The sequence below is a fragment of the Ruminococcus sp. NK3A76 genome (genome assembly GCF_000686125.1).
GTDB lineage: Bacteria > Bacillota > Clostridia > Oscillospirales > Ruminococcaceae > NK3A76.
Genome location: NZ_JMMA01000002.1, coordinates 2,990,374 through 3,004,372, shown reverse-complemented (window position 1 = coordinate 3,004,372; position 13,999 = coordinate 2,990,374). Strand labels below are relative to the sequence as shown.

16 protein-coding genes, 1 tRNA gene and 1 riboswitch are annotated in these 13,999 nt (G+C 43.9%); of the genes, 11 read left to right on the top strand and 6 right to left on the bottom strand.

Annotated elements, in window-relative coordinates:
• Window positions 1–44 precede the first annotated feature (44 nt).
• The 9 genes from CD05_RS0113905 (at window position 45) to CD05_RS0113865 (ending at window position 4,653) form a co-directional block, all read left to right on the top strand.
• Window positions 45–488, top strand: a complete 444-nt coding sequence (locus CD05_RS0113905) for a hypothetical protein (protein WP_028510987.1) — start codon at window positions 45–47, stop codon at window positions 486–488.
• A gap of 156 nt (window positions 489–644) precedes the next feature.
• Entirely contained in the window at window positions 645–1,190 is a 546-nt protein-coding gene (locus tag CD05_RS0113900) for a hypothetical protein (protein ID WP_028510986.1), read from the top strand.
• A gap of 113 nt (window positions 1,191–1,303) precedes the next feature.
• The gene (locus CD05_RS0113895) at window positions 1,304–2,005 is read left to right on the top strand and encodes an ABC transporter ATP-binding protein (protein ID WP_028510985.1); all 702 of its coding nucleotides are present in this window, start codon (window positions 1,304–1,306) and stop codon (window positions 2,003–2,005) included.
• A 4-nt stretch (window positions 2,006–2,009) separates the two neighbouring features.
• The gene (locus CD05_RS0113890; protein ID WP_028510984.1) at window positions 2,010–2,675 is read left to right on the top strand and encodes a hypothetical protein; all 666 of its coding nucleotides are present in this window, start codon (window positions 2,010–2,012) and stop codon (window positions 2,673–2,675) included.
• A 17-nt stretch (window positions 2,676–2,692) separates the two neighbouring features.
• Window positions 2,693–3,262 (top strand): hypothetical protein, encoded by a 570-nt coding sequence (locus tag CD05_RS0113885; RefSeq protein ID WP_028510983.1) that lies wholly within the window; start codon window positions 2,693–2,695, stop codon window positions 3,260–3,262.
• 193 nt (window positions 3,263–3,455) lie between these two features.
• Window positions 3,456–3,839: a hypothetical protein gene (locus tag CD05_RS0113880; protein ID WP_028510982.1), complete on the top strand. Its 384-nt coding sequence runs from the start codon at window positions 3,456–3,458 to the stop codon at window positions 3,837–3,839.
• A 21-nt stretch (window positions 3,840–3,860) separates the two neighbouring features.
• Window positions 3,861–4,031: a hypothetical protein gene (locus CD05_RS20725; RefSeq protein ID WP_156947500.1), complete on the top strand. Its 171-nt coding sequence runs from the start codon at window positions 3,861–3,863 to the stop codon at window positions 4,029–4,031.
• Window positions 4,032–4,072: 41 nt separating this feature from the next.
• The gene (locus CD05_RS0113870; RefSeq protein WP_028510981.1) at window positions 4,073–4,471 is read left to right on the top strand and encodes a hypothetical protein; all 399 of its coding nucleotides are present in this window, start codon (window positions 4,073–4,075) and stop codon (window positions 4,469–4,471) included.
• A 105-nt stretch (window positions 4,472–4,576) separates the two neighbouring features.
• Window positions 4,577–4,653 (top strand) — tRNA-Arg (locus CD05_RS0113865).
• A 236-nt stretch (window positions 4,654–4,889) separates the two neighbouring features.
• Here CD05_RS0113865 and CD05_RS0113860 read toward each other — a convergent pair.
• The 6 genes from CD05_RS0113860 to CD05_RS0113835 form a co-directional block, all read right to left on the bottom strand.
• On the bottom strand, window positions 4,890–6,302 hold the full coding sequence (locus tag CD05_RS0113860) for a tyrosine-type recombinase/integrase (RefSeq protein ID WP_028510980.1): 1,413 nt from the start codon (window positions 6,300–6,302) through the stop codon (window positions 4,890–4,892).
• 91 nt (window positions 6,303–6,393) lie between these two features.
• A complete protein-coding gene (locus CD05_RS0113855; RefSeq protein ID WP_028510979.1) occupies window positions 6,394–6,588 on the bottom strand; it encodes a helix-turn-helix domain-containing protein in 195 nt (64 codons plus the stop codon).
• A gap of 152 nt (window positions 6,589–6,740) precedes the next feature.
• Window positions 6,741–8,000 carry a relaxase/mobilization nuclease domain-containing protein gene (locus tag CD05_RS18825; RefSeq protein ID WP_051589038.1) on the bottom strand — a complete coding sequence of 420 codons (1,260 nt, stop codon included), beginning with the start codon at window positions 7,998–8,000 and terminating at the stop codon, window positions 6,741–6,743.
• Window positions 8,001–8,312 carry a plasmid mobilization relaxosome protein MobC gene (mobC, locus tag CD05_RS18820; protein ID WP_051589037.1) on the bottom strand — a complete coding sequence of 104 codons (312 nt, stop codon included), beginning with the start codon at window positions 8,310–8,312 and terminating at the stop codon, window positions 8,001–8,003. It lies immediately after the preceding gene.
• Window positions 8,313–8,604: 292 nt separating this feature from the next.
• The gene (locus tag CD05_RS18815) at window positions 8,605–9,858 is read right to left on the bottom strand and encodes an AAA family ATPase (RefSeq protein WP_084262204.1); all 1,254 of its coding nucleotides are present in this window, start codon (window positions 9,856–9,858) and stop codon (window positions 8,605–8,607) included.
• 139 nt (window positions 9,859–9,997) lie between these two features.
• Window positions 9,998–10,564 (bottom strand): sigma-70 family RNA polymerase sigma factor, encoded by a 567-nt coding sequence (locus tag CD05_RS0113835; RefSeq protein ID WP_028510978.1) that lies wholly within the window; start codon window positions 10,562–10,564, stop codon window positions 9,998–10,000.
• A 334-nt stretch (window positions 10,565–10,898) separates the two neighbouring features.
• A riboswitch (cyclic di-GMP riboswitch) is annotated at window positions 10,899–10,982 on the top strand.
• 141 nt (window positions 10,983–11,123) lie between these two features.
• Between CD05_RS0113835 and CD05_RS20720 the strand changes: the two genes are divergently transcribed.
• Window positions 11,124–11,276, top strand: a complete 153-nt coding sequence (locus tag CD05_RS20720; RefSeq protein WP_156947498.1) for a hypothetical protein — start codon at window positions 11,124–11,126, stop codon at window positions 11,274–11,276.
• Between the two features lie 63 nt (window positions 11,277–11,339).
• The gene (locus CD05_RS0113820) at window positions 11,340–13,994 is read left to right on the top strand and encodes a leucine-rich repeat domain-containing protein (protein ID WP_028510977.1); all 2,655 of its coding nucleotides are present in this window, start codon (window positions 11,340–11,342) and stop codon (window positions 13,992–13,994) included.
• Window positions 13,995–13,999 lie beyond the last annotated feature (5 nt).

Sequence of the window (13,999 nt, the reverse complement as noted above, 5' to 3'; positions counted from 1 at the left end):
ACAACATATTTGTTGTTTATTCAAATAAAAAGGAGGTTTTTTTGATGAAAAAGAATGTTATTATTGTATGTTCTATAATAGTATTAGCAGCTGCTGTATTCTTTGGATATAGATATTTTGATACAAAATATGTTATGACAGATATATCGTATATAACGCCAACAACATCAACAAAATATGATAACGTTAAAGAAAGGATAGAGAATCATTATGAAAATAAAGAGTTTAGAATTAAAGATAATACATTAGTTGGGTTTGACGAAGATATACCATTAGATGACAATATGGAATACGCCTTCTCGGATTCAAATGATAAAATCAAAGAAGAATTAACAATAGTGGGAACAAAATATACTTTTGGTTTAGCGACTGTTGAAGTGGATGATGATAAAGTATATGTAAGCTTTGCAGGAGGTGATGAAGAAGGCTCAGTATTTTTAGTGTATAAGCTCGTACTAAGTAAAAAAGAATTTAGCTTTTTTGAATGATTAATTCTGACACAAGGGAAAGATCATGGTACTTATAGGTTTTTAGAGCTATTAGTAATGATAGCTGTTTTTATGCATTGATCACAGGCTATTTATAATATGTAATAGCCTTAAAAATCTTGAAGAGTTTTTTTATCCAAGAACGGAGGGGGTTTTATGAAAAAACAAATATGTATTTATTGTATGCTGCTGGTTATAATCGTGTGTTTATCGGGTTGCGATATGAATACTTCAGACAAAGATAATGAGAGTAAAGATACAATAAATCCTAATAATACTACATCGGCAACTACAACAACGACCACAAAAGAAATTACAACACTCACACAGACCGCACTTGAACAATTAAATGATGTAGAACTCGAATTGTATCAATCAGTAATTAATAACGTTGATGGGGATTTGTTGCTTGAGTCAATAGCAACGAGAGCCACTGTTACAAAAAGATTTAAGGATCCTATGAGTATTAGAATTTATAAATTTCATCATTATTTAGGCGATAAAGGTCAAAGATTATTTGATGTAACACTAATTGGTACAGATATATCAAATTCGTCAGAAAGAAAGAATTATTATATTGATCTTAATGGTGCAACAGAGACAATTAGTGAAACCGATTTGGATTATAGTGAAAGCGATAATGTGGATATAGGAAAAATTAACCGTGCAATTGATGAATACTGGGCATCTAAAGGCTTATGAAAGATAATATAGTAAAGATAAAGATCAAATAATTATATTAGCCGAGGGTTATGCCCTCGGCTTTCTCTTTACAAACCTCCCCAAATCTGCTATAATTGTATCGAGGTGAGAGTATGGCATTTGTGCAGTTTAAAGATGTGTATAAGCGCTACCGCATGGGCGAGGTGACGATAACGGCGTCGGACGGGGTGTGCTTTGAGGTCGAGAAGGGGGAGTTTGCCGTGATACTCGGGTCGTCGGGTGCAGGCAAGACCACCATACTCAATATGCTCGGCGGCATGGACCGCTGCGACGAGGGCAGCATAACCGTGGACGGCGTTGACATCACAAAGCTCTCGAACAGGGGGCTGACCGAGTATAAGCGCTTTGATATAGGATTCGTGTTCCAGTTTTATAACCTGATAAATAACCTGACCGCCAAGGAGAATGTCGAGCTTGCAACGCAGATATGCAAGGACGCTCTCGACCCGGCCGAGGTGCTTGTGAGCGTGGGGCTGGGAGACAGGCTTGATAACTTTCCCTCGCAGCTCTCGGGCGGCGAGCAGCAGAGAGTGTCTATCGCAAGGGCGCTTGCCAAAAACCCGAAGCTGTTGCTTTGCGACGAGCCGACGGGTGCGCTTGACTACACCACAGGCAAGCAGATACTCTCGCTTTTGCAGGACACCTGCCGCAAAAAGGGCATGACGGTCATCGTCATCACCCACAACAGCGCAATTGTTCCTATGGCCGACAGGGTGATAAGGGTAAAAAACAGCAGGGTAGTCGATGTCAAGCTAAACCCGACACCTGTTGATGTAAATGAGATAGAGTGGTAGGGCTATGACATCGCATAAAAGAAAAACAGCTTTGCTGATAGCGGTGGTGATAGTTGTGGCAGCGGCGGTCATTGTGGGCGTGCGTGTTTACAGTAAGCTAAACAGCCCCTTTGCGTGGAAGTACAAAAAGGAGATAGCCGCAGTCATTGAGGACAGACAGCTTGAAAGCATAGAATTTGACAGGATAACCGGGTCGGGCGACGGCTATACGCTGCACTTTGCGCTCAATGGCAGCAAGGTGAGCGAGGCCGGGCTGCGTGATGCCGTGAGCGCTCTGAATGCTGTTTCAAAACTGGGCGAGGACAGTGCTTTTCCCCTGTATCAAAAAGACATAACTATCAAGGCTATGGAGGATAATGAGCCCTCAGAGGGTATGCTGACGCTCTTGCTTTGCAGTGATAGCGGGCTGTTAAAGGTCAGCATAACAAACAGTACCGTGCAGGATCTTTCCTGCCTGAACAATACAGAGTGCAGTGCGTTGGAGCTTACGGTAGTCCACGATGAGATGTTTGACCCTGAGAGGCTGTTTGAGATAAAAAGCATAGCAAAGCTGAGCGTAACTGACTGCTATGATATAAGCCGTGACGCACATAAAAGGATAACGCTTGATGAAGAGCTGACCGCAAGGCTGAAAGAGAAATATCCGGGTATCGTGATAGAAAACTCATAAACGACAAGGAGAAGGAAATGCTATTATACCACGGCAGCAACACCGAAGGGCTGACGCAGCTTGCCCCCAGGCAGGCAGACCATGACAGGCCGTATGTGTATCTTACGACAATAGAACAGGTCGCAGCGATGTATCTTTGCAACGCCGTGCAGCGGCCGTACTACTGGTTCCCCTACGGCTTTGAGCAGGGGAGCGATGTGCCGGTCTATCACGAGCTTTACCCCGATGCTCTGCGTGAGGTATCGCAGGGTGTGAGCGGCTGCATATACACCGTCAATGCGAAAGAGGGGGAGTATATCCCATTTAAGAACATTCCCTGTACAAGGCTGGGTGTCGTGCCGCTTGATGTGGTCGGGTGCATAGAGGTGCCTGATGCTTATGAGCTGATGCAGCGCTACATCGCAGACGGCAGGCTAAGGGTGAGCCAGTTTGAGGACAAGACCCCTGAGCAGCTTGATGGCTGGTACAAAATGGTCGCATCATACCTTAAGGAAAAGGATATGATAAACGCCCCCGAATGTTCGTATGCACGTTTTGTAAGGAACAAGCTACCGGCGGCGTGGGAGCACTATGAAAATATGCTTTAGGGCAACACCGCCGGGCCACCGGCGGATACCTTTGCACGCCATCCACTTGCAAATTTTCCGTCATATTACCCAAATTTACCTTGAAATACGTTAGTATTCCTGCGGTAAATTTAGCCAATCTGACGAAAAATTTGACTGCGTGTCTGACGTACAATGGCCCAGCGGTGTTGCCTTAGTGACTGGGAGAGACAGGATGAAAGACAAAAAACGCTTGAAAATATACATTGTTGCAGGAGTGATGGCAGCACTTGCGGCGGTGCTGATCGGGCTGGTGATACGGCAGAGATACTACACCGGGCTATACAGCGACCAGCAGGAATACAGCAGCTATGTGACCGCTGACGGCAAGGCCGAGATATCGCTGCGATACTCAGGCGAGCCGGGCGAGTCGGACAAGATAGAGCTCGATGCATACTACATCGACAAAGACAGTGAACGCATAAGGCATCTGACCGACATAGAGCTTGAATACTCCGACGACTTCATGCCGTACATCATGTACGAGGAGAGCGGCGGCAAGGTCACGGTATTATTCGTACAGCAAAACACGACGAGCTCGCTCGAAGTGGAGATATGAAAAAAGGGGAGGGCAAGGATAATGCACAGATTTATGAAGGCCGCACTGGCTGACGCAGAGGCGGCAGAGCAGGCGGTAAAGCATCTTGAAGAAAAATACGGCATAGAGTTCCCCGGCGCACTTAAGGCAATACCGCACGACCATTGTGCGTCAGACACGCAGTCGGATTTTTTGTCAGATTGCCCAAATTAACCGCAGGAATACTATCGTATTTCAAGGTGAATTTGGGTGATATGACGGAAAATCTGCAAGTGTATGGCGTACAAAGGCTTGTGCCGGTGGTCGTGCGGTATTGCCTTAAGGAATTATACTCGGAATGTGTGACAGGCAGGATAAAGCTATGCGTATTCAACATCGGCGGAGTCGAATGCGAGGTATCGGCGCTCACACACATTACCCCGAACAATCTCTGCTTTGAGAAGATAGCCGACTGGGACAGGAGCGACGGTTTTCTGCCCGGCACCTTCTATCCGCTCGCCGCAGACAGGGGCGGCAACACCTACTACTGGGACAGCGCAAGCGGCAAGGTATATCTATCTCTTTCTGACAACATAAAGGAGCCTTTTCTTATCGCAGGCAGCACGCAGGAGTTTATAGAGCTGCTTGATGAGAGTGCTGCGGACGCTAAGTGACGGCATAGCGCGCGCAAATATTAACGTTTTATTAAATTTACGTCCTGCCGCCGCTATTCTCTTGACTTGTTGAGCGCAGTATGATATAATATATAAGTTGAATGTGCGCCAGTAGCTCAGCTGGATAGAGTGACTGGCTACGAACCAGTAGGTCGGGGGTTCGAGTCCCTCCTGGCGCACCATTGACAAAGCCCGTAGATACGGGATCTCACAGCTTTCGCTATTTTGCGGAGGCTGTGTTTTTTTGTGGGAATTTGGCTTTCAGGGCACTATTAGGGCACTATTTTTGGTTTTGGCTCTCGGCAAACGCCGCTGATATGGGCTTTGGAGGTTTCAAATTTTTATATTGCTGTATGTAGAAAAAACCGCCCGACAGATATATTATTTCTGTCGGGCGGTAAATATTTGTCGGTGGGGATTACGCTCCCTTGTGCCTTAGCATAACATCTGCTATCGTCTCAGCCGAGATGTCGTCTGCGTCTTTGAGCATATGGGAATAATAATCGGTCGTAGTGCTGACCTTTGAGTGGCCTAATCTGCGTGAGATGCTGACGGGGTCAATGCGGTTGAAGCACATAACGCTCGCCATTGTGTGACGGAAGGCGTGTGGGTTAATGTGCGGCAGACCTCTCTTTTCGGAGAACTCATCAAGGTATCTTGTGACTGTGTCGGGTGACATCGGCTCACCCTCGTTCCCCGTTTTCTCCTGGAAGAACAGAAACCCCTTGTCGTGCCAGCGGTCGCCGTAGGCGGCTTTGCGTTTTTCGTACCAGGCTTTGTATTCACGAAGTATATCCATTGACTCGTCGGGCAGTCTGACATACCGCTCGGAGTATTCGGTCTTGGTCGTGTCCTCGTATAAGCCTATCTCGGTCGAGTACAGGATATTCAGGTGAATGTATATCCTGTTTCTCTCAAAATCAACAGCATCCCATTTCAGGCCGCACAGCTCACCACGCCTGCACCCTGAAATCATCAGTAAGTGGATTATCGTTTTCCATTTTATCGGCAGCGTCTCGGCCTCACGCTGTATAGCATCAAGCTCTTCTATCTCAAAGTAGTTTATCTTTGACTTGCCTGCCTTTGGCGGCGTGGCCTTGCTTGCAGGGTTGTATGGTATTAGCAGCTCCTTGTCTGCCTGCTTGAAGATAGTGTTTATAAGCCTGTGGTATTCGAGTATCGTTTTGTTTGACAGCGGGCTGCTGTCGTGCGAGATTATAAAGAGCTTTGTTATCGGAAGCCCTAACGCATCTGCTATCGCTCTTGCCTTGCTTTCTTTGATGTTCCTGCCCTTGCACGCTTGGGCGACTGTGTTTACTGCTATGCCTGTGCTGTCGGCTATCTTCTGCTGTGACAGATTTTTCTCTTTTATTATAGCTTTCAGGTCGGTTTTTGCAGCAGCCACATTTTCATAACGGCGGGAGTTTCGCTTTGATAATTGCTCGTAAAACATATTGAGATGCTGGGGGCGAATGTCTTTGAGCTTCATATGACCTATCGCTTCGTTTATGCGGGGCATAAGCTTTTTGTATCCCTCAATGGTACGGCGCTTTATTCCTGTACGCTCTTTTAATGCGATAACATATTCCGCATACTCGGCAAAGGTCTGTCTGCTGTCAGCCACATACCCCTGCTTGCATTTTTTCTCAAATTCGACCGCAGTTTCGTTGAGCGCTTTCATATTCTGCCGCTCTGTTTTGTCGGGGTCGGGCTTGAAGTTGAGCTCATAGGGCTTTAGCTTTTTGCCGTTCTTGTCATAGCCTTTATTGACTCGTATCCGATAGGCGATTATCTCGCCTTGCTTGTTTTTTCTTGGCTCTATATATGCCATTCTATCACCTCCCTGACTGACAAGGATACCACACTTTCTTTGCAATATCCAGCGTATCCGAAAGAGTTTGCAGACGCAACATAAAAAGTTATCATTCCGCCGCACCCCCTAAGAAGCGGATAAGTGTATCCTTGTTGATGAGGTATTTCTTGCCTGCCTTTACAGTCGGCAGTTCACCCGAACGGCACAGCTCACGCACTCTGTATTCGGTCAGCCCGTCAACGAGTGCTGCGGCTTCCTTTATTGTAAGCATTTGTATTTTTGTTTCTGTGTTATTGTTAACCATATTGTTATCGTCCTCCCTGTTATGATCGTTCTATCTGTATTCCTGTGATGATTATAATTGCACATTATTCTCAGTCCTTTCTTATAATTTCAGGGTACGACTGTCTGCCGTACCCTTTGTTCATCTCTTGTGTCATAAAACACAACACCAACTCACATCTTCATCCCAAGCTCTTCCTTCTTCCTTATCTCCTCTGCGAGCGTTTTGCGGTCAGATACTGGATAGTGATTATCTTCGACAGGCTCATCCTCCGTCATCTCACCCAGAGCCCCAAGCCCACAAGCAATATCGCCAAGCCCGCCTGCGAAGCTATGACTACTTTCCAAAGCCTTATGGTCAGCCCGTGCCTGAATTCTTCGAGCTGCTTCATCTGCGAAGAGAATTGCTCGTTCAGTCTCCCAGCCTGTGAGGTCAGCTCCCTGAGTGTCTGCTTCTGTTCGGCTATTACCGATTCTGTTTTCTGTTCTATCCGGTTCAGCAGATAGTTCATATCGTCCCTCTGCAACAGCTCGTCCTGAAATGATAGTATTTCCAGTTGCGTATCCGCTGTCTGCTTGCTCAAAGCTATCAATGCTTTCCAGTTGCTGTCGAATACGAGCGTTGCCCGACTTGTGTCTAATGCTTTCTCTGCGCTCTCTTGCGAGGCTCGCCTCATTTCTTCTAATCTCGAATTCATGCTGCATCTTCTCCTTTCTGTATCTGTCCTCGTGCAGGCGATTGTCTCTGCACTTCATTCCGTTCGGGCAGGTGTAGGTGATGTACTTTCTATGTTCCTCCCACCTGACCGAGTAGCCTTTGTTTTTCATTAGCCTGCAAAAAAGTTCACGGCTTTTAGCCTGCCTCATAGCAAGGTCAATGGTGTTCATCAGATCCATTTTCCAGCTCTGCCCTTTCATAGCAGTGCGGTATTCGCCTGTGGTGATGCCATTGGTCTGACGTTTGAGATCGGGCTTGTCCAGAATTGACACACCATATTTAATACAGATCTCATCTGACAGCTCACGCAAGCCGTTCAGAGTAAACTTGTTTGAATGATACTTGTGCCCGTCCTCAAAGCTGACTGAATTAAACACTATGTGGCTGTGGATATGGTATGCATCGGTATGAGTGGCGACTACACATTCAAACTGACTAAACGCCTTGTCTGCAAATTCCAAAGCAATCTTGTGAGCAAGCTCCGGCGAGATGTCATAGCCTTTTGGGTGCGACTGAACAAAATGATAATACTGAATACCGCCTGGCTTTTTGTAGAGATTTTTAGTGTTGCGAAACTCATCATAGGCAGTCGGCAGAGTGCAGTTTAGGGCAGTTATCCACCTGCCGTTTTCGGTCTTGTCATCACGGCATATATATTCAAGCGTTGCCTTGCCGCCTCCGCCGCCTTTAGTTGATATTGCAGTTACCGTTGCCACTCACTTCACCTCCTGAAGCGCTTTGGCGAGCAGAGTAGTTGCATTCATATATTCATCAAGCAATGCCTTTAAGTCAACAGTTTTTATCTTACCCTCATGGGCGAGTCGGGTAAGCTGGTTGAGGTTGTTGCCAATTGCTTTTTGCTGCCTGACAACATCAGCAAGCCCTTCTGCTACAATTATCTTCCTGCCAAGCGCTGTTTTAAGAATGAATTCATTGAGCTTTAGTCCATATTTCTCAGCCCGACTATGCACACGATTGTACTCATCTTCTGTGCATCTGATAGATATCGTTTTATTTCTCTTTCTCATCACATTCCTCCTTCGATATATATGGGGTGTGGGGCTTAGCCCCGCCAAGCAGGCTGGTGGCGGAATGCCACCTGCTATGCTTGCTTTCTCAAATCACCCACGCTGTGAGCCTTAAAATGGGCTGCCTTTTTCCTCCTTTCTTTGCTCTCTTTTAAGGCGAAAGGGAGAGATATTTGTGTGCCTGAGTTTTGCTCACACACGCTCACAAATCGCCTGTGTGGGGCTTTTGGGGTGCTCTCGGCTGTTTACCCGATTTCAGCACTCGGAGGGCACACGGCGCCCGACAGGCGGCTCATTTGCGCTCCTCAAACGGCCTGACCTTTATTCCCTGCGCAAGCAGCTTGTTTGAAAGCATATGCGCCACAGCGTCAATAAAGTTTTCTGATAAAACAGGGTCAGTAAACTGTTCAGCAGGAACAGTAGAATCAGCATAAGGGACAGTAACTTCTGATCCTATCTTTGAACTGCCATTTTCACTATTTAACGTATTTTCAGGGCTTTGCAAAGTATTATCATTCTCGGCAGAGACAGCAGGGACAGAAGAAATATGCTGCTCGGGCATCAGCTTTTTACCGTCACTACTGTCACTGTTTTTATCGTATTGCAGCAGTAAAAGCCGCTGGCCGTTGCTGCGTTTCGGGGTAAAAGTCACACCATAGTTTTGCAATTCATAAGCGAAGCGGAACAGACCTCTTGTCAGACGGTTTGCAAAATACTCGCCGCCGAATTTGTCCTTCAGTAGTTCGCACAGCTCTGTTGCCGAGCCTTTGAACGAACACAACTCTGTCATCAAGTCGTGTATTGCAAAAGGAAAAAGCTCAATTGGCTTGTCTTCGCTTTCATCAGCAAGCACCCATAGAACACCCTGCTTTTTGATCGCAATTTCCTGATCTTCGATGTCACGCCCTGTTGCATGAAGTACCGCCTGACCGCCGCTGCGCTTGTTCTTCAAAAGAACAAGCAAGCCGTCCACACAGCCGTTAAGACCTGTGCTGCCCGAGATCATATTGAACGGGTCATTGTCGGCCGCCTTGCGTAAATGATGTATTAAAACAATAGTTATCCCGAGCTGCTCTGCAAGAGCTTTAAGCGGGATTAGCTCTGCATAATCACTGCCGTAGCCGGAATCAACCTCGTTTCTTATCATCTGCAAGGTGTCGATAACAACGAGTCTTAGGTCATCACACTCCGATTCGAACTTTGCTATCTGTTCTTCAAGACCGCAGCCGATAGTATCAGCCTTAATTGAAAAGAACAGCTTGTCCGAAGGCTCGTCTGTAAGCTCATACAGGCGGGATTGTATTCGCTTGTAGCTGTCCTCCAGACAAAAATACAGCGCAGAACCCTGCATCGTTTTTCTATCAAGCAGTTTATCTCCCTTGGCTACCGCAAGGCAAAGTTCAAGGGCGAGCCACGACTTACCCACCTTCGGCGAGCCTGCGAGAATGAACAGTCCCTGTGCAAGCAGACCCTCGACTGCAAAGACTGTCGGCTTGTACAGCGTGGACATTATTTCCTCGCTGGTTTTGGTTATTAATTGTCTCATTTTATCATCTCCTTAAATAATTTCTACCTTATAACCGCCGGGAGACAACAAAAAGTGACAACTTTGCATAAAATTCACGATTTTGAATAAAAAATGCCCGCACAGAAAAACTCTGTGCGGACACTTTGCTACGCTTTGACTAAATATATACCGATACTGCTTTTGGAATGTTAAAAGGAATAATGCAAAGATAATCACTTGATTGCTCGGCTTTATTAAGATAAAGCTTTTTGAGCTTTGCGAGCGCCCGGTTTTTCTGCTTGCATACATTGTTTGCAGTTGTTCCGAGCTTTTTGGCTATCTCTCCGTTGTCTAAGCCTTTGCTAAACAGCCTGATTATCTGATACTGTCCGGGTGAAAGAGCTTTCACACATTCGGCAAGCAAACCGTCCTCGAAGCGGTCTTCAAAGCGCTCAATGATGCGGTTTTCTAACCTTCTGATTGCTGCAGACGAGTTGACAGCTTTGCTTTTGCAGACAAACTGTGGATCATCAACCGATAAATACCAGTCTTTCCTTTTCTCATAATATCTTCTGTCCGAATTGATATGATCCCGCTCGACCTTTTTCCATTTCTCGCTGTAAAAGAATGAGATAAGCTCTCTGTATTCCTCGTCGGAATGCCCTCTTTTGAACAGCTGTATCGGTGTAGGCAGCCCCTTTACGACACTCCAGTTGTCAAAGCAGTGGTAATTAAATATCCTCATACTTTCTCCTTCCTTTGCCTTGGTTGGTCTTATGTAAGTATGAGTGCCGGGGGCTTTGTATTTATATTAGCATATTTGTTCTGGAGTGTCAATATGATCCGGAGAAATGTTATTAGATAATGAGTTTGAGTACATATTTTTGGATCGCTTTATCGAAGGTGAGAGTAATAAATACGGCCCCTTGTTCTTACCACAGAGGTATGAACAGGGGCTGCTTCTATCGGTCATAGCATCATACACAATTCCCAAGCGGCCGTTTTATATGATGTGACAATAATTGTAAACATATTTTGTTAATCGTTGACAATAAAATGCTTGGCGTGGTATAATTATAAATAATACTAGGCAAACCTGCCGTAAGGCAGCGACGCAAAGCCACAGGGTCTAAGCTCTATGAGTATGACAGCCGGTTGCCGAGGACATGAATCTTTGTAAATATTGGAATTGTAGGCAATGCGTTTGAATAAATGTGTTGCCTTTTATTATTCTTATTGTCTGCTATTGGATAAAAGAGATTGCCGAAATGAATTAATAGGGTTGACTGATAGAAGGTGCTTATATGGAACATAAGTTGAACGGAAATGGCACATCTAGTTATGATGAAATGGGAAAAGCAGAAAACATGGAGAGGTTAGAAGATGAGATGGAAAGTGTAATCGGTGAAATAACAAGTTTCACTTTGTTTTATCCGATAGTTCACTCTGGACAATAAAGGCGTTATAGTTGTTTTTTATTTTGTTTTATTATAGATTAAATGTAACAGGAGGGATAGTTTATGTTAAATGATTTTGATGAATTTGAAAAAGATCAAACTGATGAAGAATATGATTCAGATGATTTAAGGAAAGATATAAAGGAGCTTGTTGTTGATGCATTACTTAGCGCACTGCAGGATCAAACTCCAAAGCTAGATATTAGCCAAAAGGGAAATATTTTGCAGTTTGATGATGCTTTTACTATCAAGCTTCCTGCAAATAGTAGCTTTAAAAAAGAAACGGATGAGAATTATAATCAGATAACTCTTACATTGTCTGACAATGAAGAATTAGAATTTATAATTAAAGAATTAAAAGTAAGGGATAAAGATACACTTGACACCATTTTTAATAATGCATTAGAAGGCGACAGTGCATATACAGTTTTATATTCTTCGTCAGATAATGAGATAGGGCTATTTGGACAATCAGTTATGAGTGGACTTTTTAAATCCGGTTTTAGTATGGTGTTTGGCGTTCGTTCGGGTGAATATGGAGTGTTTATTAAGGCACAGTATGAAAGAGGCGGATTAGGCCTATATGAATTATACCGGAAAGATATAGAAAAAGCTCTTTCATTACTTGATACAGTCAAGTTTATGAATAATAATAAAACGGCTCATTGTAGAGATAACAGCAAAAAGCTTGATGAATTCTTTAAAATGCTTTCGGGTACGGATGAGCAAACACTTGCTAAAAAAGGAGTTCATTGTGATAAGAATACCAATGTGCTCGTTGACGACAGCTGGTCAATAACAGTTCCTAAGGGCTATAAGTTTAGCACAGATCCTGACGAGATAGGCAACAGAAAAATTGTATTGGGACTCGATGACGGCACTCTTGATCTTAGTATGCCTTTTAGCAGCACTATCAATTTTTCGGCAATTGCCAGAATGGATAATTTTAGCGGCGCACCGCTTGATTCGCCTGAAATGATAAGGATTCAGCTGATGTGCGGAATGATCATGGGAAATGCACCAAGGCATCTAATACGCCAGGACTCGGATATTGTTGTGTCTTATCGATCTGATGAGCCTTTAGTAGAGGGAAGTCATAAAACCTTTAAATTCAGCGGGATTATTCTTACAAGAAAGAATATGTATTATTTCCAGTTTTTTGACTGTAAGTCCCGAAGTGAAGATGCTTCCAGAAAGATAATCGAGCAGCTTCTTAATTCGGTTATGAAAGAAAGTGAATACCAGAGCAGTCCTGCAAGCAACAAGTATTCCGAAGACACTCCGAAAAAGAAAAAGACGATTGTTACGATAAATAAAGATACAGTAGCACAGATGAATAAGAAAACCTCAAAACGCAAGATTGAACCTGTTGCAGATTCGTCCGACCATTATGATATTAAAGATGGCGTACTTGTAGGGTATTCTAAAGACGGAACATCCGCAGTGATTCCAGAAGGCGTTACAACTATCGGTGCAAGAGCGTTTTCCAACAGAAAGAATCTTCTTTCTGTCGTTATACCGAATACTGTTACAAAAATAGAAGAAAGGGCTTTTGCCGGATGTATCCATCTGACAAGTATTGATATACCGGATTCGGTTACAGAGTTAGGACAAAGTGCATTAAAGGATTGTAATAAGATTACTGCACTTTATATTCCCGGAAGTATAAGTGTTATCCATACTGGAACGATCAGAGGCTGTTCCAAGCTTACAGAGCTGACATTTGGTGAGGGTGTAAAGAGTATTGAGGATGATATCGCTGTTGATTGCGGTAAGCTTGAGCATATAAACATTCCTGCATCGCTGGAGTCTCTTTCACCAATAGCATTTTACAGATGTAACGCTATCAAGAAAATTATAGTATCACCAGACAGCAAGGATTATTGCAGTATTGATGGTTCGCTTTATAGTAAGGATAAAAAAGAACTTGTCTTGACTCCGTCAGAATTAACCGAGTATAAGGTCCGTGAAGGTACAGAGCGTATTAATGACAATGCTTTTACAAATTGTTCTAAAACTATCAGGATATTGGAATTTCCTGAGTCGCTGATAGACATTCCGAAATGCTATTCTTTCACTGAGCTTCGCAAAGTAAATATCCCGTCAAAAATAAAGCAATTAAAGGAAGGCTGTTTCGGCAATTGTGGAAAGCTTGAATCAGTTGAAATGAATAAAAAACTTGAAGAAATCGGCAAGGAGGCTTTTAGTGGTTGTTATGAGATAAAAGAACTTGTATTACCCGAAACAGTCAACAAAATAGGAGAAGATGCATTTTTGTCTTGTCATAAACTCCCCAAAATCAATATTTCTGCAAATGTAACAGAACTACCTAGAGGTGTGATGTGCAATTGCAAAAGCTTAAAGAGCATTGAGATACCCTCGGGTGTTAAAAGAATAGGTAATGTTGCCTTTGCTTGCTGTGAAAATCTGGAATCGATCACTATTCCTATTACAGTGTCTGAAATAGCAGATAATGCATTCAAAGAATGTGAATTCAAAAAGATCAATATCATCAGCGATATACCCGCCCTTGAGAAGGAATTATCTCCGATAGATGCTGAGATAAGATTACACCGTAACAAGCTGAAAGATCTGCTGCCGTCCGAAAAAGAAAAGGCTGAATGTGAAAAAAGAATAAAAGAGCTTAATGATGAATTGAAATGCTCCCCTTTTGTTAGACAATGTGGTATAATAGAAACATACCAATTAGGAATCTAACGAAA